Raw genomic sequence first — 23,216 nt, 5'->3', positions numbered from 1 at the left:
GCCCAGTCCGACCACCCCTTTAAAATCCAGCCATGCTTGACATTCTTCTCCTCCGCAAAGACCTCGACACCGCCATCGCGCGGCTGGAAACCCGCAAAAAGCCCCAGGCCTTCCTGGACGTCTCCGCATTCCAGGCCCTGGAGTCCGAACGCAAGACGCTGCAGACCCGCACCGAAGAGCTGCAGGCCCAGCGCAACCAGCTGTCCAAGCAGGTCGGCATGCTGATGAGCCGGGGTGACAAGGACGGCGCCGAAGCCGTCAAAGCCCAGGTGGCTGCAGGCAAGGTAGAGCTGGAGCAATCCGCCGCGCGCCTGGAGCAGATCCAGTCCGAGCTGCTGGCCATGTTGGTGGCCGTGCCCAACTTGCCGCACGAGTCCGTACCGGTGGGCAGCGACGAAGCTGGCAACGTGGAAGTGCGCCGCTGGGGCGCGCCTGCCAAATTCGATTTCGAAGTGAAAGACCACGTTGACGTAGGTACCCCGCTGGGGCTCGATTTCGACATGGGCGTCAAGCTCTCGGGCTCGCGCTTCACCGTGATGAAGGGGCCCATTGCCCGCCTGCACCGTGCCCTCAGCCAGTTCATGCTGGACGTTCAGACCCAGGAGCATGGCTACACCGAGTGCTATGTGCCCTACGCGGTGAACGCCGATTCCCTCAAGGGCACCGGCCAGCTGCCCAAGTTTGAAGGCGATCTGTTTGCCGCCAAGAAGGGCGGCCAGGACGGAGAGCCTGTGCCGGACAACGCTGCGCTGTACCTGATCCCCACCAGCGAAGTACCGCTGACCAACTTTGTGCGCGACGTGGTGGTGGCCGAGTCCGACCTGCCCATCAAGCTCACGGCCCACACGCCGTGCTTCCGTTCTGAGGCTGGCAGCTACGGCCGCGACACGCGCGGCATGATCCGCCAGCACCAGTTCGACAAGGTCGAGATGGTGCAGATCGTCCACCCCGACAAGAGCTACGAAGCGCTGGAAGAAATGACCCGCCACGCCGAAGCCGTGTTGCAGAAGCTGGGCCTGCCCTACCGCGTGATGAGCCTGTGCACCGGCGACATGGGCTTTGGCGCAGCCAAGACCTACGACCTGGAAGTGTGGCTGCCCGCGCAAAACACCTACCGCGAAATCAGCTCGGTGAGCAACTGCGAAGCCTTCCAGGCACGCCGTCTGCAGGCCCGTTTCAAGAATGCCCAAGGCAAGAACGAGTTGCTGCACACGCTGAACGGTTCAGGCCTGGCCGTGGGCCGCACGCTGGTGGCGGTGCTGGAAAACTATCAGCGTGCGGACGGAACCGTCGAGGTTCCGGCCGTTCTCCGCCCCTACATGGGCGGAGTGTCGGAGCTTGCTCCGACCTGAGCGGATAGTTTCTGTGTAGGCTCACTTTCGCAACGCGAAAGTTAAGCGAAGCGTGCCGGAACTACAACTACCAGCGCGCGGACGGCTCCGTAGAGGTGCCAGAGGTACTGCGCCCCTACATGGGCGGAGTGTCGGAGCTGACACCCGCGGCCTGACCGGCCACGTGTTGCGCCCCGGATCGGCTCTGGCCGGGCGCACCCCGCAGGGCCTGCCCACGCAAATCAAATGCGCGGGCAGGCCCTGGTGTTTTTGCGGCCCCGCAATGGTTGTGGGGCGCCGATTCGGGACAATGCGGCCATGACTTCTCCCGACACCCCTCCTGGCATCGCCTCCCCCAGCACCCCCATCCGTCTCACCCAATACAGCCACGGTGCAGGCTGTGGCTGCAAGATCAGCCCCAAGGTGCTCGACGTGATCCTGGCGGGCAGCGGCGCCCAGAACCTGGACCCCCGCCTGTGGGTGGGCAATGCGTCGCGGGACGACGCTGCCGTGTACGCGCTGGACGACGAACGCGGTGTGGTGTCCACCACCGACTTTTTCATGCCCATCGTGGACGACCCGTTCGACTTCGGGCGTATTGCTGCCACCAATGCCATCAGCGACATCTATGCCATGGGTGCAGACCCCCTGATGGCCATTGCCATCCTGGGTTGGCCGGTGAATGTGCTGCCGCCCGAGGTGGCACGCGAGGTGGTACGCGGCGGACGCGCGGTGTGCGACGCTGCAGGCATTCCGCTGGCCGGCGGGCATTCGATAGATGCGCCGGAGCCCATCTTCGGGCTGGCCGTGACGGGCGTGGTGGAAAAACGCCACCTCAAGCGCAACGACACCGCCACGGCGGGCTGCCGCCTGTACCTGACCAAGCCGCTGGGGATCGGCATCCTCACCACCGCAGAGAAAAAGGCCAAGCTGCTGCCCGAGGACGTAGGCCGCGCGCGCGACCTGATGTGCACCCTCAACCAGCCCGGCAGCCGTTTTGGCAAGTTGCCGGGCGTCATGGCCATGACCGATGTCACGGGCTTTGGCTTGCTGGGCCACCTGGTCGAGATGGCCGATGGCAGTGGCCTGACGGCGGTCCTTGACTATGCCGCCGTACCGCGCCTGAGCGGCGTGGAGTACTACCTGGCCGAAGGCTGCGTGCCCGGCGGCACCCAGCGCAACTTCGACAGCTATGGCGCCAGGATTGCGCCGCTGGACGACATGCAGAAGCAACTGTTGTGCGACCCACAGACCAGCGGCGGCTTGTTGGTTGCCGTGGCACCCGAAGGCGAGAGCGATTTTCTGCAAGTGGCAGCCGGGTGTGGCTTGGAGCTCGCGCCCATCGGCCACTTGACCGCGCGACAGGCCTTCGCTGTCGTTTTAGGCTGACCATGGAGAACCTGGCCGACTACCGGCACATCTTTCTGAACGATGTGCCCATGATGGATGTGCGTGCACCCGTGGAGTTTGCCCAGGGGGCTTTCCCTGCAGTGGTCAACCTACCCTTGATGGACGATGCCGAGCGCCAGCAGGTGGGCACCTGCTACAAGCAGCGGGGCCAGCACGCGGCCATTGCGCTGGGGCACACGCTGGTGTCCGGCGACATCAAGCGGGCGCGCATCCAGGCCTGGGCCGAGTTTGCACGGGCCCATCCGCAGGGCGTGCTCTATTGTTTTCGCGGCGGCTTGCGCTCCCAGATCGTCCAGCAGTGGTTGCAGAGCGAAGCGGGCATCGACTACCCCCGCGTGATCGGTGGTTACAAGGCCATGCGCACCTTCCTGCTGCAGACCACGCAGGTTGCTGCCCAGGAATGCCGGTTTGTGGTGCTTGGCGGGCTCACGGGCACCGGCAAGACCGAGTTGATTGAACAGCTGGCCAGCGGACTTGACCTGGAGCGGCACGCGAACCACCGGGGCTCCAGCTTTGGCCAGCGTGTGAGTGGCCAGCCCGCGCAGATTGATTTTGAGAACCAGCTGGCCATCGACATCCTCAAGAAGCGTGCGGCAGGGCAGCGGCTGTTCGTCGTCGAGGACGAGGGCCGGCATGTGGGGCGCTGCGCTGTGCCGCTGGAGCTGAGGCTGTGCCTGGAGCAGGCCCCGATGGTGTATGTCGAGGAGCCCTTTGAAGCCAGGGTCGAGCGCATCCTGCGGGACTACGTGGTCGCGCAGTGCGCCGAGTTTTGTGCTGCGCAGGGCGAGGTGCAGGGGTTTGACGCCTTCTCTGCCCGCCTGCTGGAAAGCCTGGACAAACTGCACAAGCGTCTGGGGGGAGATCGTCACCAGCTGCTGCGGGCGACGATGCTCCGCGCCCTGGTCCAGCAGAAGGCGCAGGGCGATGCTGCGCAGCACCGCGACTGGATCACGGCGCTGCTGCGGTGTTACTACGACCCCATGTACGCCTACCAGCGCGAAAGCCGGGCTGACCGCATTGAGTTTCAAGGGGCATACGGTGAAGTCCTGGCGTATTTGCGGGAACGCGCCGGGCCCTCAAGCTGCCAGTCGTAGGGACCCTCTGCACGAATCACCGCGCCGTGTGCATCTGCGGCCTCGGGCGGTCTGTGGCGTTGCAAATACTCGCGCTAGCTACGGCTATTGCTGCGTTTTTGCGCCTTGCAGCCCATCCCGCTCCGCAGCGCCCACTTGCCGTTCAATTCGTGCAGAGGATCCCTGGGGATGTCCTGCATAACTCCCTGCGGTCTGTGATAGTGCGGTCTCGGGCAGTCCGCTGCGTTGCTTTTCTTGCCAATAGCCCGGCTATTGGCTGCCAAAAGACGCCTTGCGGCCCCACCCGATCCGCACTACCACCGACTCGCGAGGGTTATGCAGGACATCCCTAGCGCAGGCGACACCGAAAAGTCCACCTCTGCCTGCGCCAGGCGTTGCATGGCGGGGATCAGTGCCCGCGCATCACCCCGGCGCCACTGGAAGCTGTACTGCAGCGGCGCTAGTGGCGTGCGTGCGCCCGGGGTGTGCAAACCCAGCGGGCCCACCCACCCCGAGGGCAGAAACCCCACACCCACTCCTGCGCGTAGCATGCCCGCCACGGCCCCCAGGCTGTTGCACAGGATGTGCTCGCGGACGGTGACACCTTGCGCCAGCAACCAGTCGTCCAGCAGCCGCGTGGTGCCAGCGCTTGGCGGCAGCGTGACGAGGGGATGCTGCTGCAGCAACGCTTTGATGCCCAGGCGGCTGGCGCCCGCCAGGCTGGGTGACAGGGCCCAGGCGAAGCGCGCGGCGCCCACGGGCTGAGATAGCAGTGTGCTGCGCGACGAGCGTCCTGCGATCACGGCAAAGTCCAGTTCGCCGTCGTCCAGGCGGCGCTCCAGCACCCCGCCCACATCCACGCAAGGTTCCAGAGCCAGGCGTGGGTGCGTTCGCCGCACTGCCGCCACAAAGGTGGGCAGCCACGTGAGCGCAGAGAGGTCGCCCACGCCAAAACGGCAGCGGCCCGCAAGCTCCTCGCGGGAGCCTAGCGTATGGCCCAGCGCCGCCATGGCGTTGAGTACTTCCAGTGCGGCCGGCAGCAGACGCTCACCCGCCTCGGTGAGCACGGCACGGTGCCCGCTGCGGTCGAACAGCGACTGGCCCAGCGTGGACTCCAGTTCGCTGATGCGTTTGGACAGCGACGAGACCGACAGGTGCACCCGCTCCGCTGCCGTGGCGAAGTTGGCGCAGGTGGCCGCCCACCAGAAGGCTTCAAGTTGTTTGACCGAGGGATGGGGCATGTGCAGAGATATTGGCAAAAAGCGAACAAAGTCATTCTAAATATTCCGCTTTTATTCACTGATGCGGAAATCTACAGTGGCGCTGATCCCTCAACGCAATGACCATCTGCCATGCCCGTCTCCACTGCTACGCCGTCTACCACCGCGCCGCGCTCGCCTGCTGTATTGCGCCGCATGCTGTCGCTGCACGACTTTGAGGACACCGCGCGCAGGCGTCTGCCCCAGCCCATCTTCGGGTACATCGCCGGTGCGGCGGAGAACAACGCCTCGCTGCGCGACAACCGCGCGGCGTTTGGAGACTTTGCCTTCGTGACGCGGGTCCTGCGAGATGTATCGCAACGGTCGCAATCCGTCGAGCTCTTTGGCGAACGCTACAGCAGCCCTTTCGGGATAGCGCCCATGGGCATCAATGCGCTGTCCACCTACCGGGGCGATCTTGTGCTGGCGCGTGCTGCACGGCGCATGGGCATTGCGTCTGTGATGAGCGGTACGTCGCTGATTCCGATGGAAGACGTGGCCCGCGACAGCCCGGGCACCTGGTTCCAGGCCTACCTACCTGGCGATCAGGCACGCATTGATGCGCTCATCGACCGCGTGGAGCGTGCAGGTTTTCGCACCCTCGTCGTCACGGTGGATATCCCCATCTCCGCCAACCGTGAGAACAACATCCGCACGGGTTTCTCCACACCCTTGCGCCCCAGCCTGCGTCTGGCATGGGATGGTCTCGTTCGGCCGCGTTGGGTGGCGGGAACCTTTTTGCGCACGTTGCTGCGCCACGGCATGCCGCACTTTGAAAATTCGTTCGCCACGCGCGGTGCGCCCATTGTTTCTTCCACGGTCCTGCGCGACTTCTCGGCGCGCGACCATTTGAGCTGGCGCCACATTGAGGCCATTCGCCGCCGCTGGAAGGGGCCCTTGGTCGTGAAGGGCCTGCTCAGCGTGGAGGACGCGTTGCAGGCGCAGCATGCCGGGGCCGATGGCGTCGTGCTGTCCAACCACGGGGGGCGCCAGCTCGACGGGGCCATATCGCCCATGCGCGTGCTGGAAGACGTGGTCGCGGCCGTGGGCCCGAGTTACCCGGTGCTGGTGGATGGGGGCTTTCGGCGCGGCTCCGACGTGCTCAAGGCCATTGCGCTGGGCGCGCGCCTGGTTCTGGTGGGCCGACCCTTCAACTATGCAGCCGCCGTTGCCGGTGAAGCGGGGGTTCTCCACGCAATCACCCTGCTGCGCGACGAGGTCGATCGCAACCTCGCCATGCTCGGCGCCACGGGTTGCAGCGAACTGGGGCCCCAGCACATCGCGCGCCAGAGAAGCTGAGGGATGGATTGCAAGGAACGGCGCAGTGGAGCCACCCTTGTCCGTTCACGATGCCCCCAAAGAAAAAGCCCTGCGCTATCGATTAAATAGCATCAGGGCTTTGTCAGTGGCGGAGAGGGTGGGATTCGAACCCACGGTAGTGTTGCCACTACGCCTGATTTCGAGTCAGGTACATTCGACCACTCTGCCACCTCTCCTGTGTGTCGAAGCCTGCGAGTATAGCAAGTTTTTCAGGGACACCAGCGCCTCTCCCTATCTGCCACGCCAAATGCGGTCGCCTGCCGTGGGGCCAGCGCGCTCCGTCTGGTGGAGCTCCTGCCTGTAATTGCCTGTAATCGCTTTGCTTTGCGGGCCTGCCTACAGTCGCATCACTGCTTCAAAAACGCAGTGCCAAGCAACCCAGCGACAGGACATCAGGTAGGAGTCCCCATGGATATCAAGCTGCGATTTGTGAACCAGTCCCGCGACGGCAATAAGTCGGAGGTGGTGATGTATCAGAAGAACCAGCTCACCAGCATGGCCTCGCTGGCGATGGCCTGGAAGGTGATCCGGTTCTGCGGACGTGACTGCTATCACCCCTTTGCTTTTCCGGCAGGTTTCGAAGTGGGCGTTGCCGATGAGTACGGCAATTTTTCACCCCGCATGGCCGCAGAAAACGGCCAGATGCTCAGGCTGGAGTCCACCGCTTCGGGGGGGCGGCGCCTGCGGCGTGCGGGGCTGGCCAGTGCCTCCAATGAGCTCGATGTGCTCAACGACCTGGGCCAGGGCGCGGTCAATATCTGCGTCTTCAGGGATGGCCGGATGGTGGGCATGAAGACTGCCGTCACACCTGGCCAGAAGGCCGTGTTCCAGTACCAGCCGGTGCTGTGGATTGGCGTTGCATCCCAGGTTGCGCAGGGCGTGGCGATCAGCTCTGCCGTCATGAGCAATGCGAACACCGAACTGTCGCTGTTGGGCATCGCCAGCGCAGACATCGTGATGTCGGGCGGTGGGCCAGGCGAGGGCTCCACCCCCTACGAATTCAATCTTGAAAACATCGTGCAGATCTGACCATCCGGGCAGGTCTGCATCCACAGAGTTCGCTTTTCGGGCTTCAAGGCCGGGGGGCAAACGGGCAACGCATGGCGTGTTGCCACCACTTTCACCAACAGGAGAAACTCATGGGCGTTCAACTCAACTTCATCAACAACTCCAACGACACGAACAACTCGGAGGTCGTGATATTCCAGAAGAATGTCGCCACCAATTTCGACGAGCTGTCGGTGGCCTGGCAGGTCATCAAGTACTGTGGCCAGGGCGACAACCATCCGTTCACGTTTCCCATGGGCATGCAGGTGGGGGCCAGTGACAGCTACGGCAACTACACGCCACAGCTGGATGCCCAGAACGGCGAGCTGTTCCAGATGTCCTTGACCACGTCTGGCGACCGGCTCGTGCGCGCAGGCAGCGGCACCAGTTCCAAGGAAGTGCAGGTGCTCAACGCGCTGCCCAAGGGGGCGATCAACGCCAGCTGCTACAAGGATGGGAAGCTCCTGGCCATCAAGACCTCGATCGCGCCCCAGCAAAAAGCGGTGTTTGAGTTCAAACCCACCATCTGGATTGGTGTGGCCTCCCAGGTCGTGCAGGGCCAGGTCATGAATTCGGCCATCATCTCCAACATCAACACCGAGCTGTCCCTCCTGGGCATTGCCAGCGCGGACATTGTGATGACGGGTGGCGGCCCTGGCGCCAACTCGACGCCGTTCGCGTTCAACCTCGAAAACATTGTGATGTGCTGAAGCGGTGCGTCGGTGCGGGGGGCTGTTGAGCGCCCCTGCGCCGATGCTTCGCAGCCCTCGCCGTCCACCCAGGAAGCATGCCGTGAACGAAATGGTCCAAAGAAGATGGAGCGCCATGGATGGCTGCCTGATCTTCGACATCACCATCAACCGTGCACCCCACGACGATGTCCCTTCCTGTGTCAGCGTGTCCTGCAGTTCGGGGGAGTCGGAGCGCCAGCGGGTCACCGTCACCAGACACTGGCCCGCACAGCCGTTTGAATTCAGATTCTCCTCGGGCTGCTATGTGTCGGGCTACCTGCAGCAAAAGACGCCGGTGCACATCGACGGCGTCCCCAATACGGCCATCTTTGCCGACATCCACTATGGCATGCGGGGGCAGGCGGATGACCACCACTTTGAAGGCCTCATGGCAGCGTGCCCCATGCGTGGGCCCCTTCCGCCCCCTCAGCCTCCTAGTCCATTGCCGCCTGTTCCCACGCCGGTGCCGCCAGCCCCGCCGGTCGATCCCGTCGAGCCGCTGCCTGTCCTCAACAGCCATCCGGAGGAGCTGTTTCCTTACGTGTACGTGCGCCGGTGGCCCAAGATCTCGGCCTCGGATCTTTTGTATGGCTTTGTCCAGTACGCCAGTGCCAGCCCTCCTTGCTGCAGTTTCTTTGAGGACCTGGTAGCGGCACGCGCCCAAGGCCGCGAAGCCGTGCAGTCACTGGCGCTGCGGTTCATTGACGGAGATGCCCCTTACCAGGGGCTCTTCATCGGAGACCTGGACTGCCTTCCCGGGCCCGTGGGCCAGTTTGCGTCCTTGCTGGCGCAACTGCCCGCGCCTCATGACAAGCCGCTTGAGTGGCTGGCGACCGCCCACGCGGAAGTCACGCAGTTGCTGCAGCGGTACGCCCTGACCTGGAGCTATTTGGAGTCTGGAAACTACCTGCAGACCTTGGACAGGGTCTGGCAGAGTTACTTCGCCCTGGTCATCACCCTGGGGTATGACGCTGCCTTGCTGGATGGGTTGACCCGCACCTTGCAGATGGCCCATCTGATCGCGGTGGCATTGCAGCCCAAAGCCCAGGGCATGGCGGCAGTCGGCGCCGCATCAGAGACGCCAGCGCCCCTGCAGCCGGCCCCCATCAGTTCCGCCCAGATTGCATTGCTGCGCGAGGCCACCGTGGTGCTGCCGGCCCAGGTGTTTCCTTTGCCACCGGCCCGCTCGGCAGACAGATCTCCGCCCGTGGCCCCCGACGGTTGGATCGAGCCCTATGCCATTGGCGACTTGCAGATGGTGCGCCAGCGCCTTCTGCGCTACCAAAGCGGAGAGATCGCACGCATAGAAAACGTGATGCGCGGTGAGCGCCGGGAGGTCACGCATAAACGCACCCACCGGCAAAAGGAGGAGCAAAAGCAGACCCTGGCCGAGATGCAGGTCCTGCAGAACGATGCTGCGGACGAACGCAGCAATCTGCAGGAAGAGTCGCGCAAGACCGTGGCCGAGGCGACCGAGACCCACCAGTACAACAAATTCACCAGCAGCTACGGCCCTCCCACGCAGGCCACCCTGGATGGCTCCTGGACCAAGGCTGTGCAGCAAGGCGCCAACCCGGGGCTGGACGACACCACCCGCTTTGCACGCGATATTCTGAACAAGACGGTCAACCGCATCAGCCGCAGTGTCAGCCACACGCGCTCCAGCAGCACGATGAGCCAGACCGAAGACGCGGTGGTCAGCCTGATCGACAACACCTCGGGCGCCCAGAACATGCGCGCCGTGTTCCGCTGGGTGAACAAGGTGTACGAGGCGTGCGTTGTGAACTACGGCCAGCGGTTGATGATGGAGTTCATGGTGTGCCAGCCCGCAGCGGGCTTCATTGCGCAGGAGCAGGCGCTGGCGGGGCAGGACTTCGCCAAGCCGCTGTCACCGCTGCAAATGGGAGTGGCCACCTTCGAGGACATCAGGGTGGGCGGCCCGCGCAACTACGCACAGCTCGGGGCCTACTACGGCGTGCTGGATCTGGATCCGCCCCCGCTGGCAGAGCGCTTCGCCTCGGCCACCTTGCGCAACGGTGAAGAAAAGCAGATTGCTGTTCCCGCAGGGTATGGCGCTACCCAGGCCTTTGTCAGCTGGGTGGGCGCGTCCCCTGGCCAACCGGCGCCTGTCGTGCTGGTGGGGCGACAAGCCGTGACCCCTGGCGCTGCGGCCAGTCCCGTGGCGCTTCACGGAGAGGACGAAACCGTGCCGGTGTCCGTGATGGACTATCCACCCGGCTTCTCGCCACCCGGCGACCAACCGTTGCAGGTCAATGTGGAGATCGGCTGCGCGCCTTCCGGTCGATGCATGGACCAGTGGCGCATCCGTACCTACGCCAGCATCGTGCGTGGCTATCAGGAGCGGATGGCGGCATACCATGGCCGCGCCCAAGGCGGCGCGCCATCGTCTCCCGCACCGGCCTGTTCGCCGCTGGCCCGTCGGCAGATCGAGCAGCGTGAGTTGAAGAATGCCTGTCTGCGCCTGTTGCTGGAACGCCTGCTGACCCTGACTGGCATGTCCGCAGGTGCCGCGTGGGGGTCTCCGCCATCGCAATTCATGGTCAATGAGCCCCGCTATCTGCAGTTCTTCGACGAAGTGCTGGAGTGGAATGAAATGGCCTACAGCTTCTATGCCAGCCCTGGCCTGGGCGCTGCGGGCGGGGTGCCGGAGCTGGGGAGCCTTGCGGCCGACGACGATGCCTTGTTCGCCAGTTTCTTGCAGGCTGGTCAGGCGCGCGTGCTGCTGCCCGTGCAGCCAGCGCATGTCCTGGCCTTTCTGTATTTTTATTCGGCGGGCATGCTCTGGAGCGCCCCGGATCGGCTTGCCCCCGTCAATCCGGACGACATCGCACTGGTCAACGACCTCAAGCATGCAGGGCCCCGGCAACAGAGTCCTGCGCATCGCCTGGGGCCGTGCTGGCAGGTGGTGGTGCCTACCTCCATGCAGGTGCTGGATGCGCCGGGCGACGAGGGGGGGGCGGACCTGCCCGCCCTTGGGGGGGCTGCACCATGATCGTGGTACCGGGGGCTGCCAGCCCCTTCTTCCGTCGGCCAGCTCTTGGCGACCTCCCCGTGGGTTCGGTGACGGCGTTTGCTGGCACGTTGGGGCCGCCCGACAGCGCGAGCCCTGCTGCTGCGGTGAGCCCAGCCGCATACACCACCAACCCCCTGGAGGCGTGGGGATGGATGGTTTGCGATGGCCGATCGTTGCCCTGTGTGGACTACCCCGAACTGTTTGCCGTGCTGGGCTACGTGTATGGCGGTGCTGACGACAACTTCAACATCCCCGACTACCGTGGTTACTTTCTTCGCGGTATTGGCACGGGCACCCGCAACGATCCGGACATCGACCAACGCAGCCAGCCGCCTGGCGGCCAGGGTGCGAGCGATGGTGTGGGTTCCATCCAGCCGTTTGCCGTACAGACGCATGAGCACACCTACAGCAGCGCACCAGCCCCTTCGGCCACCTCCCCCAGTGGAACAGCAGCAGGCGCGCCCAGCGTCGCCAGCACGCTGACCACGGGTGGTCCGGTTGCGGGCGCGGGCCAGGCGCAGGCGCAGGCGGTGCAGGTGAGCCCGAACGAGACGCGCCCCCTCAATGTGTACGTCAACTACCTCATCAAGTTCACCTACGGACTGCTCCCGCTTTTGAGATGACCGCGCACGTGTCCCCAGAACCCTTTCCAAGGAGAAAATTGCATGGCATACACCAACGTCCAATTCATCGGCTACGTGCTCGACACGGCGCCCCAGGTGAACCCCGATGGATCCAAGACCTATCTGGGGCTGAGCGATCCCAAGCTCGACATTGAAGCGCGCTGCGATGTGATGTTGCGCGCCATGCAAACGGCCCGGGATGCGTTGCCGCAGGCGTCTCCACCGACACCCGAGGGGGAAACCCTGAAGGTCTTCATGGCCCCCGAGTTCTTTTTTCGAGGTGCCTCGGGTGCTTACCAGATGGACGATGTCCAACGCGCCATTACCTCCTTGCAGCGCATGGCGGCCGATGACCAGTGGGTGGACTGGGTGTTTGTGTTCGGCACCATTTTGGGCGCGTCGTCGGCCTCCCAGCAGACGCCGCCGTACGACATCGACCCACTCGCGAGCACCGAGATCTACAACTTTGCGCTGGTGCAGCAAGGGGGCGTGGCGGCGCAGGGCGATGCGGGGGCGCGGATGGTGATGAAGGAGTTGATGTCGGGGGTTGATTTCATCGCCACTGCCGTGAATCCGGGCGGCCTGTTGCTGGGCGACGTGGAATACTGGCCTGCATCGACCGGCGGTGGGCTGGGACGTGAGCAGCAAGAGGTCAACTATGACGGTGCCGGCGTGTTCGAGTTGGCAGGCATCACCTGGGGGCTGGAGGTCTGCCTGGACCACAGCGGCACGGTGCGCCGACTACAGAGGTCGCCGCAATTGCCGGGCCAGAAGCTGATTCAGCTGCAGGTGGTGCCATCGTGTGGCATGGGCATCCAGGCGCCGAGCGTGATCACGCAGGCGGGCGGCTATGTCTTCCATTGCGATGGCTCGGGCGCGGCAAGCCACTCCAACCTGGTGCAGCAGGTGCCACCGTTGGCCAATGTGCCCATGCTTTGCAGTGCGCCGGTCAGTGATGCCGATGTCGCGCTGCAAAGCACCTCGCCGGTGGAGGATGTTGCTCTCAGTGCCCTCTACGCCAGGGGGCCGGGCGTGGTCAATATCTATCCGGCACTGGCCTTGCCTGCACAGCAGGTGGTGGTGGGCAACACCGTATGCCTCGACTGGCCCGCCAGCCCCGACTACCGTTTCATCTTCCAGCTGGTCTACAACAGCAGTGGCAGCTTCGTGACGCTGGTGTGCGAGATACGCAGCAAGAAGGCCAACTTCTACGGAAACAACTATTTCCTCCCGCTTTCGCTGCAGACGCAGGACTCCTGGAAACAGGATGTGCGCATCCAGATGACCTTGGCGGCGGGCAGCAGCCCCTATGCTGGTGCCGTGTGGTGCAAGATCAACGTGCCCGGATTCATCTTTGAAGGCAATGCCTTTGAGTTCAGTGCCACGTATGACGGCCCCGCGCCGTTCACCATCTGGCAGTCCACGGACACGGATGGCCTGGCCAATGACAACCTGTGACCCTGGCGCCGAGAGCGCACTGCAAGCACTGAGCGTTTCGGTGGGCCCGCAGGCCTTCCTGGTGCGTGCCAATGCGGCCCGGTGCGCGTTCTGGCACCGGGTGCAGGCCGGCGCGTGGGAGCCGCAAACCTTCGAGGTCTTCCGGCGTTTTCTGCAACCGGACCGCTCCTACATTGACCTGGGTGCCTGGATCGGCCCTACGGTGCTCTATGGCGCGACGCTGTCGCGCAGCGTGCATGCCCTGGAGCCTGACCCGGTCGCCTTTGCAGAGCTGGACCGCAACGTGCAAGCCAACCCTGGGCTGTGCAAAAAAATCCATCTGCACCCCTTCGGCATTGGCCCCGAATCTGGCCCGCTGCAACTCTATGCCGGTGGCCTTTACTACGCAGGGCACAGCGAGTTCGGGGACAGTATGTCGGGCATGTTGGCCGCGCCGGATGTGCCTGGCCAGCCTTGCCACGAGGCGCGTGGTGTGGACATGGAGCGCTTTCTGGACATGTATGCCGGGAAGGACTGCAACTTCATCAAGATGGACATAGAGGGTGGTGAATACGCTGTGATCCCCGGCCTCTGGCGCCGCCTGTGGCGTTGGGGCCCGCCCACCCTTTGTGTGTCTTTCCATGCTCCGGAAATCGCCCGGCGCGAGTCCTTGGTGCGGGCCTGCATCGAAGAGCTGCTGCTGTGTTACCCGCGCTTTTATGCGGCTGCCGACACCAAGGCCGTTGCGCTCGAAGAACTGACGGACGCGGTGCATGACTGGGCCGACGAAGCTCCTGGCAGCCCCTGGCGCAAGCTGGAAGCGCTGCTCGGAGCCGGTTTGGTGGCAACCCGTGAGGAGTGGTGAATGACTGCTGCACCAGATCGCCAGATCCTGATTGGGGTGCATGTGACAGGGGCGGGCGAAGGCCTGGCCGCCACGCTGTCCAGTGTTTTCGAGAACACGCCGCTGCCCTTCGGGCTGCGGATATTGCCGGACAGTGCCGCCGTAGCCCAGGACCCGGATTTGCTGCAGTTGCGGCTTGCCCCTGCGTCTATGGTGCAGCGGCCCAGCCCGGCGCCGCCGGGGGCTGCTGCCTGTTTCAACCAACTGGTGAGCGAGCCTGCCGACATCTATGTGTTTCTGGAAAACGGCGTGCGGGTCTGCCCCGGCTGGCTGGAGCTGCTCTTGGCCGCGCTGGACAGCGACGCTAGCCATGGCTTGGCGGGCCCGTCCACCAACCGGGGATGGAACGAACAGGCCGTGGCACCAGGCTGTGGCAGCACTCAGGAAGCGCTGTGGGACCAGGCGGACACCTTGCTGGCGCGCTATGGCGATGCCTGCGTACCTCTGGCGCCTCTGCACAGCCTGGCGGACTTCTGCTACGTGGTGAAGAACGAGGTGGTGGCCGCCATTGGCGCAGCGGACACGGCGTATATGCAGGGTCCTTGCTGGGAGATGGACTACAACGTGCGCGCCGCCCGCGCCGGCTTCCTGGGTGTTTGGGTGCAGGGCGCCTTTGTGCACCGTGCGCCCCGCTGCGCGGTGCTGGCGCCTGTCCACGATGGACTGCTGGAGGCGAACAAACGGCTGTACCAGGACCGGTTCTGTGCCTGGCGCCGCGAGAGCCACCCGCAGGCGCCGCCCTACCACGGCCACTGCGTGGGAGACGATTGCCGCTACTTTGCCGTGCCCGAGCAGATGCGTATCTTCGTGCCACTGCCTGGCAATGTGGAACCCGCACCACTGGTGCCTGCGGCCACCGCATTACCTTTGCTGAGCTGTGTCATGCCCACGCGGGGGCGGGCGGCCTTTGTTGCGCAGTCGATCCGCTACTTCCAGCGGCAAGACTATCCCGCGCTGGAACTCATCATCGTCTACGAGGATGAGTCCGACCTCCCTGCTGGCATTGATGACCCGCGCATCCGCTGCATCCGAATGCCGGCCCGCACCAGCATCGGCGCCAAGCGCAATGAAGCGGTGCGCGTGGCGTGGGGCGAACTGATCGCGCATTGGGACGATGACGACTGGTATGGCGCGCAGCGCCTGAGCCGCCAGGCCGCGCCCATTTTGCACAACCTGGCGGATGTCACCGGGCTCAACGACATGCTGTTTATGGCCCGGCCGCTGGCCGAGTTCTGGGCCAGCAGCCGGGCACTGTTTCGCCGGTTGTTTGTAGAAAACGTGAGCGGCGGCACTTTGGTTTTCAGGCGCAGCCTGTGGGAGCATCATGGGCGGTATCCCGATACCTCGCTGCGGGAGGATGCGGATTTCCTGCTGAAGACCCTGCGGGGCGGTGCGCGGCTGTGCCGCATCTCGGGGCGTTCGCTGTGCATCTATGTGCGCCACGATGGCAACACCTGGAAGTTCAAGGAAGGCCATTACCTGCAGCAGGCCGCCTGGACCCTGGTGCCTGCACCAGAATGCCTGTCGGACGATGATCGCGATTTCTACTTTCCTGCCGCCCCCGGTGGCACAGGCGACACCGGGGGCGCTGTTGGCGCTGTTGGCACAGAGGGCTCGCCGACGCCCGCGATGCCGCTGGTGTCGTGCATCATGCCCACCGCAGACCGGCGTGAGTTTGTGCCCCAGGCCATTCGGAACTTTCTGGCGCAGGACTATGAGCCCCGCGAACTGATCGTGCTGGACGACGGGCGCGACAGCGTCGCCGATCTGATCCCATCGCACGGCAGCATCCGATACCTGCGCCTGGACCGCAAATCCACCCTTGGTGCCAAGCGCAACATGGCTTGTGAGTTGGCGCGCGGCGAGGTGATTGCACACTGGGACGACGACGACTGGATGGCGCCCACCTGGCTCAGTTCGCAGGTCAAGGCCTTGCGCGGCCAGGGGGCCGACATCTGCGGCCTGGACAAGGTGTTCTTCTATGCGCCAGACGCGCGCCGGGCCTGGCAGTATGTGTATGACGGGCGCACACCCTGGGTGTGTGGGGGCACGCTGTGTTACCTGCGCGAGTTCTGGCGCAGTGCGCCGTTCGCCGATATCGATGTGGGGGAGGACAACGCTTTTGTCTGGTCGGTGCGGGACAAGCGCATTGCCACCAACCCGGACCAGCACCTGTATGTGGCCCGCGTCCACGACCGCAACACCAGCCTCAAAGACACCTGGAACCGGCGCTGGCACAGTTACCCGGTGGAGCATGTCGAGAGGCTCATTCGCTGACTCTGTTCAGGCCTACTGGAGGGTGACGGGTGCCAGCCGGTACACCGGCTCGGGTTCCGGCGGGTGGGCCTTGCTGGTGCTGGCGTAGGCCTCCATTTTCACGCTGCCAGCCAGCTCGTGGTGCGCGCGGTGGCTCAGCAGAACGGTTCCGGGGCCTGCCAGGCTGTTCAGGTGCAGCGTCACGTTGGCCGCGTGGTGGCTGTCCAACGGCTCACCGTGGGCTTGCAGGGTGGCCGTGTGCATGCTCCCTGATATTTCCAGGCGCACGCCATGCTGCACCTCCAGCATGCGGCTTCTTCGTTGCACCCGGATGCACAGGTCCTGTGCCAAGGCTGCTGCCTGCTGCAGGTTCTGTGCGCTGCTGGGGCCCTGCTCGAAGTGGAACAGCATGCAGTCTCCCAGCGTCCCCGCGCCATGGCCCTGGCCCGACTGCACGGCGTTGGCGCACCAGCGCAGCTGCTGCTCGCGAATCTCCTGCAGGTCGGACAGGGCCAGGGAAGCATCGCGGGCGGGGTACAGGCGCAGGGTCAGGCACAGGATGGCGCGCGAAGGAGCATCGACGTTCTGCGACCTGGGACGTTCCAGCGAATCCATGGTGGCCTGCTGCGCCTGGCCGGATGTGGACGGATCTGCAGGGCTTGGCCCTGCCGCATGGCTGGGTGGGCGAAGCTGGCGCACCTGCGCCGCGCACTGGGCAAGGTCACCGTACAGTTGCGCGGCATCGGCGGTACGCCGGCGCACGTCCTTTTGCAAGGCCCGCTGAAGCAGCGCGGCCAGCGGACTGCCCTCTAATTCCTCTGGCAAGGCGACGATATCTGTGCTTAGCTGGCGCTGCAGCACCTCTGTCAGGCTGGCGCCCTGGATGCTCGGTCGTGCGCTCAGGCACTCCACGAACATCAAGGCCCAGGCATAGATGTCGGTGGCGGGCCCGCACACCTCGCCGCGCAGCTGTTCGGGTGCGCAGTAGGCGGGCGTGCCCTCGGCTCCCGCGGTGAACTGGGGTTCTCCGTGGTGGCTGGCAAGCCCAAAGTCCAGCACCTTGGCGTGCAAGGTGGTGCCGCTGGAGATCACCATCACGTTCTCTGGCTTCAGGTCGCGGTGCACGATATGGTGGGCATGCAGGAAAGCCAGGGCATCGAGCAGCTGCGCCATCAGCCCCACCGTGTCCGGCAATGAGAGCCGGCCCTGGCGCTGCAGGAATTCGCGCAGCGTTTCGCCAGTCACGTACTCCAGCACGGCAAACGGCACGCCCTCCTGGGCCAGGCCTTTGTCGATGAGCCGGACCACATGGATGTGGTGCAACAAAGACAGCACCCGGGTTTCCTGGTGCAGCCGCTGGTGCACACGCCGCCGGTTGGCGGGATCGCGCGCGGCTGGGGTGCTCGGAATCTTGATGGCCACGAACTGGCCGGTGCTGCGCTGCCGGGCCTTGAAAACCTGGCCCGATGCGCCCTGGCCCAGCAAACCCAACGATTGATAGCCCGGCACACCCACGGGAAAACCGTGCGTGGGCACTCGTGTCATTGCGATGGGGGGCAGGCTCAGGCCGCAAGCGACTCTTCAGCGTGGATGGGGCTGTTCAGGGCCAAGGGGTCGAAATCGGCTTCCCGCTGGGTACCCCGTGTGATGCTGAAACGCAGGCAACCAAAGCGCAAGGAGCCACGGCGCCTTTCGATCAGCTCGGGGACATGGGAGTCGCCGGGCATGGCCAGTGCAAGTTGCTTGCGCATGCGGAAGATCTGGATGTTGAGGTGCCCGGGCTCCACACCCAGCATCTTCGCCAAGCGCTCCAGCTCGACCCAGCCATGGGCCTGGCTGTCCCGGTGGCGCTGCGCATCGGCCCATCGCAAACGTGCCAGCGTCAGCAGTGCGTAGTGGTGGGTGCGCTCGCCCAGGTCGAACTGCCGGTCTCCCTCCTGCACTTGCAGGCGCACATGTTCCTCATCCAGGCTGACGTTGAAATGCAGGCTCGTGCGTGGACGAATACACGGCGCTGCGCCAACCATGGACTCCATGGTCGATGTGACCTCCTGCGCCGCAAGGAAGCACCAGGCCTGGTTGGAAAATCGGACCTCGTCGCCGTCTTCCAGCACCCAGCTGCCCTGGGGCGTGGTGCATATCCACCGGCCTTGCTCGGCGCAGTGGATGGACACTTCGGCATGCTGGCCCTGGGGCAGCAGGTTGGACCGCTCCAGTGGCACGGGAGCGCTGTCGTGCCCCAGCGGCCAGAGCAGATTGGCGGGGGCTGCAAGGTCTTCCACAACCCAGCCAGAGCCGTCGTCACGCCCGAAGCCGATGGTGCTTCCCACGCGGAGTGCAAAGGCTCCGCTATGGGACAGCAGCTCGCCATCGAGCAGGGTTCCGTTGCGGCTGTGGTCGTGCAGTTCCCAGGTGCTGCCTGTCCAGCGGATCGATGCATGCAGTTGCGAGGCATCCGGGTTTTCCAGCAAGGTGTCCGAGGAACGGCCTCGCCCAAACACGTGAAGTGTTCGCAAATGGATCTTGCGCTGTGTTGCGCGGTTTTTCAGGATTGCCATCAGTCAGTCCCTCATTTTTTCTTCGTCACACCTTGCGGCGCGGTTTCCTTTGGCCCCGCGCATGGCTGAATGTGATGCCTCGCAGCCCGTGGCATGCCGCTGTGCAGCGGACGCGGGTTTCCTGTCCGGGCGTTCGCCAAGAATTCCCGATGCAGCCCAATGAGTGTGTTGGCGCTGTCCTCCCCACGCAACTACCAAATCTGGTAGTTAACGTTCTGCTTGCAATTGCGCGGGATATCAACGGCGTGACGCCCCCGTTGCAAGGCATCGCGCAGCCCAGCCGTTCAACTGATTTTTGACCCCGCTGTTTGCAGGGCCAGGTAGTTTTGGGATTGACTGCAGCGGCACGACGGTGCAAAGAATCTGCTCCCCAGGCCGGCTGCAGACTGGTGTGCAGAGCGGTGGGTCAGTACCTGTGATGGCGTGTAATGGGCTGTAATCGCCAAGCGAGAAAAGGGTCTCCACAATGTATCGAGCGAGATGCGCTTGCCATCCGCACCGATCCATTGACGGAGAAAACCATGCCTTACCTGTCTGACACTCAACGCAATTTGCTGGCTCCTGCGGGCCAGCCACATCCTCGCAACGGTGCCACGGTGCCAACCTCGCAGCAGGCGCCCTTTGTGAACGCCGCCTGTTGGGGTTGGGCGTTGAATGGTGAATACGTGAATGCCGATGACCCTTACGCAGCCACCACCATCTATACCTCGGACAACGGCGCCTTCGTGTTCAATGCCGAGCGTGTACCCACCGGTCTGAATGCGGCGTTCTTTGAGATCACTGACATGGTCTTCCCGCAGACGGTGCAGTACCACGCCACACTGGCCGCCAATTTCGCCAATGCGCTGGGCGGCAATGTGGCCGCGCAGGACGCCTGCCGTTTTGCCCTGATGAAGCTCACGGCAGAAGTCAATGGGCACACGGTGTTGCCCGACGACGGCTCTGCGGTCTACACCATGGTCATGAAGTCGCCGAGCTGGTACGGCTGGTGCCATTGGGGCATTGGCATTCAGGGGGCGGGCGGTGGGGACACGACCTACCAGCAAAAGGTCAACGGCAGCATCCTGAACCCCAACACCCTGCAATACAACTGCGGCGTTATGTGGGATGAAGGCCAGCCGCTGACCACGACGATCCGCATTGATGGTCTGTTGCAGACCCAGGTCGACATGCTCAACCGCGTGGTGTGACGCCATGACAGTCCAAACCCGTGGCATCGACGTCAGTCACTACCAAGGCAACGTCAACTGGCCCAGCGTGGCTGGCAGCAACGTGGCCTTTTCCTTCATCAAGGCCACCGAAGGCATTGCCTATGTGGACCCGCTTTTCCGCGCCAACTGGACGGGCAGCGCGGCCGCAGGATTGCGCCGCGGCGCCTACCACTTCGGCCATGCTGGCAGCGATGCCGTCGCCCAGGCACAGTTTTTCTACAACACGGTCAGCGCCGATGGGACGGTGGGGCCTGCGGATCTGCCACCGGTGCTGGATCTGGAAACCCTGAATGGGCAAAACCCCTCCGAAGTCCTGCAGTGGGCCCTGGCATTCCTGTCCGAGGCCGATGCGCTATTCGGGCGCCAGACCATGGTCTACACCGACACGGGCTTCTGGCAGGCGCTTCAGACGCTTCCTGGTTGCCAGGTGCTGGCCTCTCGCCCGCTGTGGCTGGCTGCGTACTCGGCCTACCCGCACGTGCCGCCGCCTTGGTCGTCCTGGACGTTCTGGCAGTACAGCGATGGCTCCTCCAATGGCGGCAGCCCGGTGGCCGGTGTGGTGGGTGCCGTGGACCAGAACTGGTTTGCAGGCTCAGTGGCGCAGCTTGGCCAGCTGGGCTAGCAAGTTCTTTTCTGGGTCAACTGCCCAGAGGCAATACCAGCCTGAACTCCGCCCCCCGTCCCACATCGCTGTCCACTTCCAGCGTTCCGCCGTGCCGGTGGATCACGGTGTGCACCAGGGCCAGCCCCAGGCCGACACCGCCGATGGCGGGGTGGCTGCGGTCGTGCAGTCGCTGGAACGGTGCGAACAGCTGGCCCTGCAGTTCCGGTGCGATGCCGGGGCCTTCGTCGCGCACTGACACGATCCAGTGTGCCCCCCGTTGCACGATGGAGCACTGCACCGTGCCTTCTTCGGGGCTGAACTTGACGGCGTTGTTCAGCACGTTGGCCAGCGCGCGGGACAGCAGGGCGCGGTCTCCCACGGTAGGGGCGGTTTCCGGCGCGGTGGCGATGGTTACCTCCACGCCCCGGTCGCGGGCCAGGGCCCAGATGTCGTCCACGGTTTCGGCCAGCACGGCCACCAGGTCCAGGGGGGCCATGCGGTATTCCTGCGACTCAGCGCTGGCGAGCTTGACGAAGTTTTCGGCCATGCCCAGGGACGCGCGTGCATAGCGCTCGATGCGCAGCATCAGCTCGTCATCCGGCATGCGGCCAGGGTAGGCGCGCTGCATCTCCAGCAGCGTGAGGATGGAGGCATTGGGCGCACGGATGTCGTGCGAGATGAAGTTCATCGCCTGGTCGCGCTGCAGCTGGGCGCGGCGCATGTCTGTCAGGTCCACCAGGGTCAGCAGCCAGCCGGCCTTGGCCAAGTCGGTGAAGGGCTTGCACAGCACCAGCAGGTTGCGGCCCTGGGCATCGCGGCCTTCGCTCTGTTCGGGCATGTGGTGGTTGTGCAGTTTGTCCTGCGTGACCAGGGGCTGGCCGGTGCCGGTGTGCACCAGGTCGTGCAGCAGGTCGACCACGGACTGGCCCTGCAGCGGCACCTGAGGGTCTCCGCCCACGTGCCGGCGCGCCGCCATGTTGGTGAGCAGGATGCGCCCCTGTGGGTCACAGACGATGGTGGGGGAAGGCAGCTGCTGCAGGCTTTCGCTCACGAAGTGGTGCAGATCGCGCAACTGGCGCGACGCGCGTTCCACAGCATTGATGCGTTTTTCCAGAAAGTCACCGGAATCGCCGGGGCGGTGCTGCAGTCGCATCGACAGGCCGTCGCGTTGCAGGCGCTCCATCTCCAGTCGCAGGAAGTGTGCGGCTGCGCTCAGGCGCCGCCAGCTCCACAGCGGATAGGCCAGCACCAGCCCGGTCAGAGCCGCAGCGGGTGCGAACTGCAGGCCTATCCACGAAGGTAGGGCCACGCTGAGCAGCAGGGTGACCACGCCCAGCGCTGCGCTGGTGAGCAAGGCCACGAAGGGGCCCAGCAACAGCAGAGCCAGCAGCGCGCACACCACGGGCGCCAGGTTGAACAGGGTGTTGAGGGCGGTGGCGGCAGGCTCGATCCGCACGCCCGCCAGGCGGCCGTCCAGCACCTGGGCCACCACCTCCACGCCGGGCATCAGCCGCGATTGCTCGCTCACGGGGGTGGCAAACATGTCGCCCAGGCCCGAGGCCGCAGCGCCCACGATCACGTACTTGCCGCGAAACGCATCTGCCGGCACCTGGCCGCGCAGCACATCGATATACGAGTACGTGGTGAAGTGACCAGGGCCGCCGGCATAGGCAATCAGCGTGCGGTCAGCGCGTTGCCAGGGGCCACTGCCTGGACGCTCTGTGGCTGCAGCGCCATCGGCCACCGGTGCGGCGTGCGCTGCATTGCACTGGGGCGAATTGTGTGATGCGGATGTGGAAGCGGCCACGCACTGCAGCGCCATGCTGAAGTGCTGCCAGGGCGCGGCGGCGGGCCCTTCCTGCAGGTAGAGGCTGCGCACCACGCCGTCGTTGTCGGGCGCCACATGCACATGGCCCAGGCCGGCTGCGGCGTCTGCGAATGCGGGCCAGGGCAGGTCGGCCATGTTAGCCGACGGGCCGTGACCACGTCGCAGCACCGGAAGCACCACCCGCCCACTGCGTCGCATGGCGTCGGCCAGCAGCACATCGTCCTCGGGGTAGTCCAGGTCTTCTTCGTTGAACAGGACGTCCATGCCGATGGCGCGGGGCTGCTGTGCCGATACGCGCGCGATCAGCTCTGCGTGCAGCGCCCGGCGCCAGGGCCAGCGGCCAATGGCCGCGATGCTGGGGTCGTCGATGGCAACGATGACGATGTCGGGGTGCGCGGGGCGCGAAAGCAGGCGCAGGCCAGCGTCCTGCACCAGGTGGTTCATCCGGCTCAGGCTGTCGGCGGTGCTGAGCCAGGCCACCAGCCCCAGCAAGGCGGCGGCCAGAAGGCTCCATTCCAGGCGCCGCTGCTGGCCCCGGGTGCGTCCGGCGGTCATCATGGGCTCAGAACCCTTGGGCCCAGGGCAAACGG

At 64.7% G+C, this 23,216-nt stretch carries 17 protein-coding genes and 1 tRNA gene; 13 read left to right on the top strand and 5 right to left on the bottom strand.

Going from position 1 to position 23,216, the window contains the following annotated elements; translation table 11 throughout:
- Positions 1-32 precede the first annotated feature (32 nt).
- The 3 genes from serS (at position 33) to mnmH (ending at position 3,835) form a co-directional block, all read left to right on the top strand.
- A complete protein-coding gene (serS, locus tag ACSQ22_RS22405; protein WP_436131588.1) occupies positions 33-1,352 on the top strand; it encodes a serine--tRNA ligase in 1,320 nt (439 codons plus the stop codon).
- A 297-nt stretch (positions 1,353-1,649) separates the two neighbouring features.
- Positions 1,650-2,720 carry a selenide, water dikinase SelD gene (selD, locus tag ACSQ22_RS22400; protein ID WP_436131587.1) on the top strand — a complete coding sequence of 357 codons (1,071 nt, stop codon included), beginning with the start codon at positions 1,650-1,652 and terminating at the stop codon, positions 2,718-2,720.
- 2 nt (positions 2,721-2,722) lie between these two features.
- Complete coding sequence (gene mnmH, locus ACSQ22_RS22395) at positions 2,723-3,835, top strand: tRNA 2-selenouridine(34) synthase MnmH (protein WP_436131586.1); 1,113 nt, start codon at positions 2,723-2,725, stop codon at positions 3,833-3,835.
- A gap of 293 nt (positions 3,836-4,128) precedes the next feature.
- Here mnmH and ACSQ22_RS22390 read toward each other — a convergent pair whose 3' ends face one another.
- The gene (locus tag ACSQ22_RS22390; protein WP_436131585.1) at positions 4,129-5,055 is read right to left on the bottom strand and encodes a LysR family transcriptional regulator; all 927 of its coding nucleotides are present in this window, start codon (positions 5,053-5,055) and stop codon (positions 4,129-4,131) included.
- A 111-nt stretch (positions 5,056-5,166) separates the two neighbouring features.
- Between ACSQ22_RS22390 and ACSQ22_RS22385 the strand changes: the two genes are divergently transcribed.
- Positions 5,167-6,372 carry an alpha-hydroxy acid oxidase gene (locus ACSQ22_RS22385; protein WP_436131584.1) on the top strand — a complete coding sequence of 402 codons (1,206 nt, stop codon included), beginning with the start codon at positions 5,167-5,169 and terminating at the stop codon, positions 6,370-6,372.
- Between the two features lie 107 nt (positions 6,373-6,479).
- On the opposite strand, the gene ACSQ22_RS22380 is transcribed toward ACSQ22_RS22385, so the two are convergent.
- Positions 6,480-6,569: transfer RNA gene (locus ACSQ22_RS22380), tRNA-Ser, on the bottom strand.
- A gap of 232 nt (positions 6,570-6,801) precedes the next feature.
- On the opposite strand from ACSQ22_RS22380, the gene ACSQ22_RS22375 reads away from it, so the two are divergent.
- The 7 genes from ACSQ22_RS22375 to ACSQ22_RS22345 all read left to right on the top strand — a co-directional run bounded on the left by ACSQ22_RS22375 (position 6,802) and on the right by ACSQ22_RS22345 (position 16,446).
- A complete protein-coding gene (locus ACSQ22_RS22375) occupies positions 6,802-7,422 on the top strand; it encodes a hypothetical protein (protein ID WP_436131583.1) in 621 nt (206 codons plus the stop codon).
- A gap of 110 nt (positions 7,423-7,532) precedes the next feature.
- The gene (locus ACSQ22_RS22370; RefSeq protein ID WP_121421007.1) at positions 7,533-8,150 is read left to right on the top strand and encodes a hypothetical protein; all 618 of its coding nucleotides are present in this window, start codon (positions 7,533-7,535) and stop codon (positions 8,148-8,150) included.
- 91 nt (positions 8,151-8,241) lie between these two features.
- Entirely contained in the window at positions 8,242-11,184 is a 2,943-nt protein-coding gene (locus ACSQ22_RS22365) for a hypothetical protein (protein ID WP_436131642.1), read from the top strand.
- Positions 11,181-11,828: a tail fiber protein gene (locus tag ACSQ22_RS22360; protein ID WP_436131582.1), complete on the top strand. Its 648-nt coding sequence runs from the start codon at positions 11,181-11,183 to the stop codon at positions 11,826-11,828. The genes ACSQ22_RS22365 and ACSQ22_RS22360 overlap by 4 nt, the downstream gene beginning before the upstream one ends.
- A gap of 42 nt (positions 11,829-11,870) precedes the next feature.
- Positions 11,871-13,286: a hypothetical protein gene (locus tag ACSQ22_RS22355; RefSeq protein WP_436131581.1), complete on the top strand. Its 1,416-nt coding sequence runs from the start codon at positions 11,871-11,873 to the stop codon at positions 13,284-13,286.
- On the top strand, positions 13,273-14,130 hold the full coding sequence (locus ACSQ22_RS22350) for an FkbM family methyltransferase (RefSeq protein ID WP_436131580.1): 858 nt from the start codon (positions 13,273-13,275) through the stop codon (positions 14,128-14,130). The genes ACSQ22_RS22355 and ACSQ22_RS22350 overlap by 14 nt, the downstream gene beginning before the upstream one ends.
- Positions 14,131-16,446: a glycosyltransferase family 2 protein gene (locus tag ACSQ22_RS22345; RefSeq protein WP_436131579.1), complete on the top strand. Its 2,316-nt coding sequence runs from the start codon at positions 14,131-14,133 to the stop codon at positions 16,444-16,446.
- 12 nt (positions 16,447-16,458) lie between these two features.
- On the opposite strand, the gene ACSQ22_RS22340 is transcribed toward ACSQ22_RS22345, so the two are convergent.
- Both ACSQ22_RS22340 and ACSQ22_RS22335 read right to left on the bottom strand, forming a co-directional pair.
- Positions 16,459-17,970 (bottom strand): protein kinase domain-containing protein, encoded by a 1,512-nt coding sequence (locus ACSQ22_RS22340; RefSeq protein ID WP_436131578.1) that lies wholly within the window; start codon positions 17,968-17,970, stop codon positions 16,459-16,461.
- Positions 17,971-17,987: 17 nt separating this feature from the next.
- Positions 17,988-18,983 (bottom strand): FHA domain-containing protein, encoded by a 996-nt coding sequence (locus ACSQ22_RS22335; protein ID WP_436131577.1) that lies wholly within the window; start codon positions 18,981-18,983, stop codon positions 17,988-17,990.
- A 521-nt stretch (positions 18,984-19,504) separates the two neighbouring features.
- Here ACSQ22_RS22335 and ACSQ22_RS22330 point away from each other — a divergent pair.
- Together ACSQ22_RS22330 and ACSQ22_RS22325 are read left to right on the top strand one after the other, a co-directional pair.
- Complete coding sequence (locus ACSQ22_RS22330; protein WP_436131576.1) at positions 19,505-20,173, top strand: hypothetical protein; 669 nt, start codon at positions 19,505-19,507, stop codon at positions 20,171-20,173.
- Positions 20,174-20,177: 4 nt separating this feature from the next.
- Entirely contained in the window at positions 20,178-20,816 is a 639-nt protein-coding gene (locus tag ACSQ22_RS22325; protein WP_436131575.1) for a glycoside hydrolase family 25 protein, read from the top strand.
- 16 nt (positions 20,817-20,832) lie between these two features.
- Here the strand turns inward: ACSQ22_RS22325 and ACSQ22_RS22320 are convergent, their stop codons facing one another.
- Positions 20,833-23,184, bottom strand: a complete 2,352-nt coding sequence (locus ACSQ22_RS22320; RefSeq protein WP_436131574.1) for a CHASE2 domain-containing protein — start codon at positions 23,182-23,184, stop codon at positions 20,833-20,835.
- Positions 23,185-23,216 lie beyond the last annotated feature (32 nt).

Origin of the sequence: Acidovorax sp. LjRoot38 (genome assembly GCF_964252975.1) — a bacterium.
GTDB lineage: Bacteria > Pseudomonadota > Gammaproteobacteria > Burkholderiales > Burkholderiaceae_C > Acidovorax > Acidovorax facilis.
Note: the sequence above shows the minus strand (reverse complement) of the source record. Positions and strands in the feature narration are given on the sequence as shown.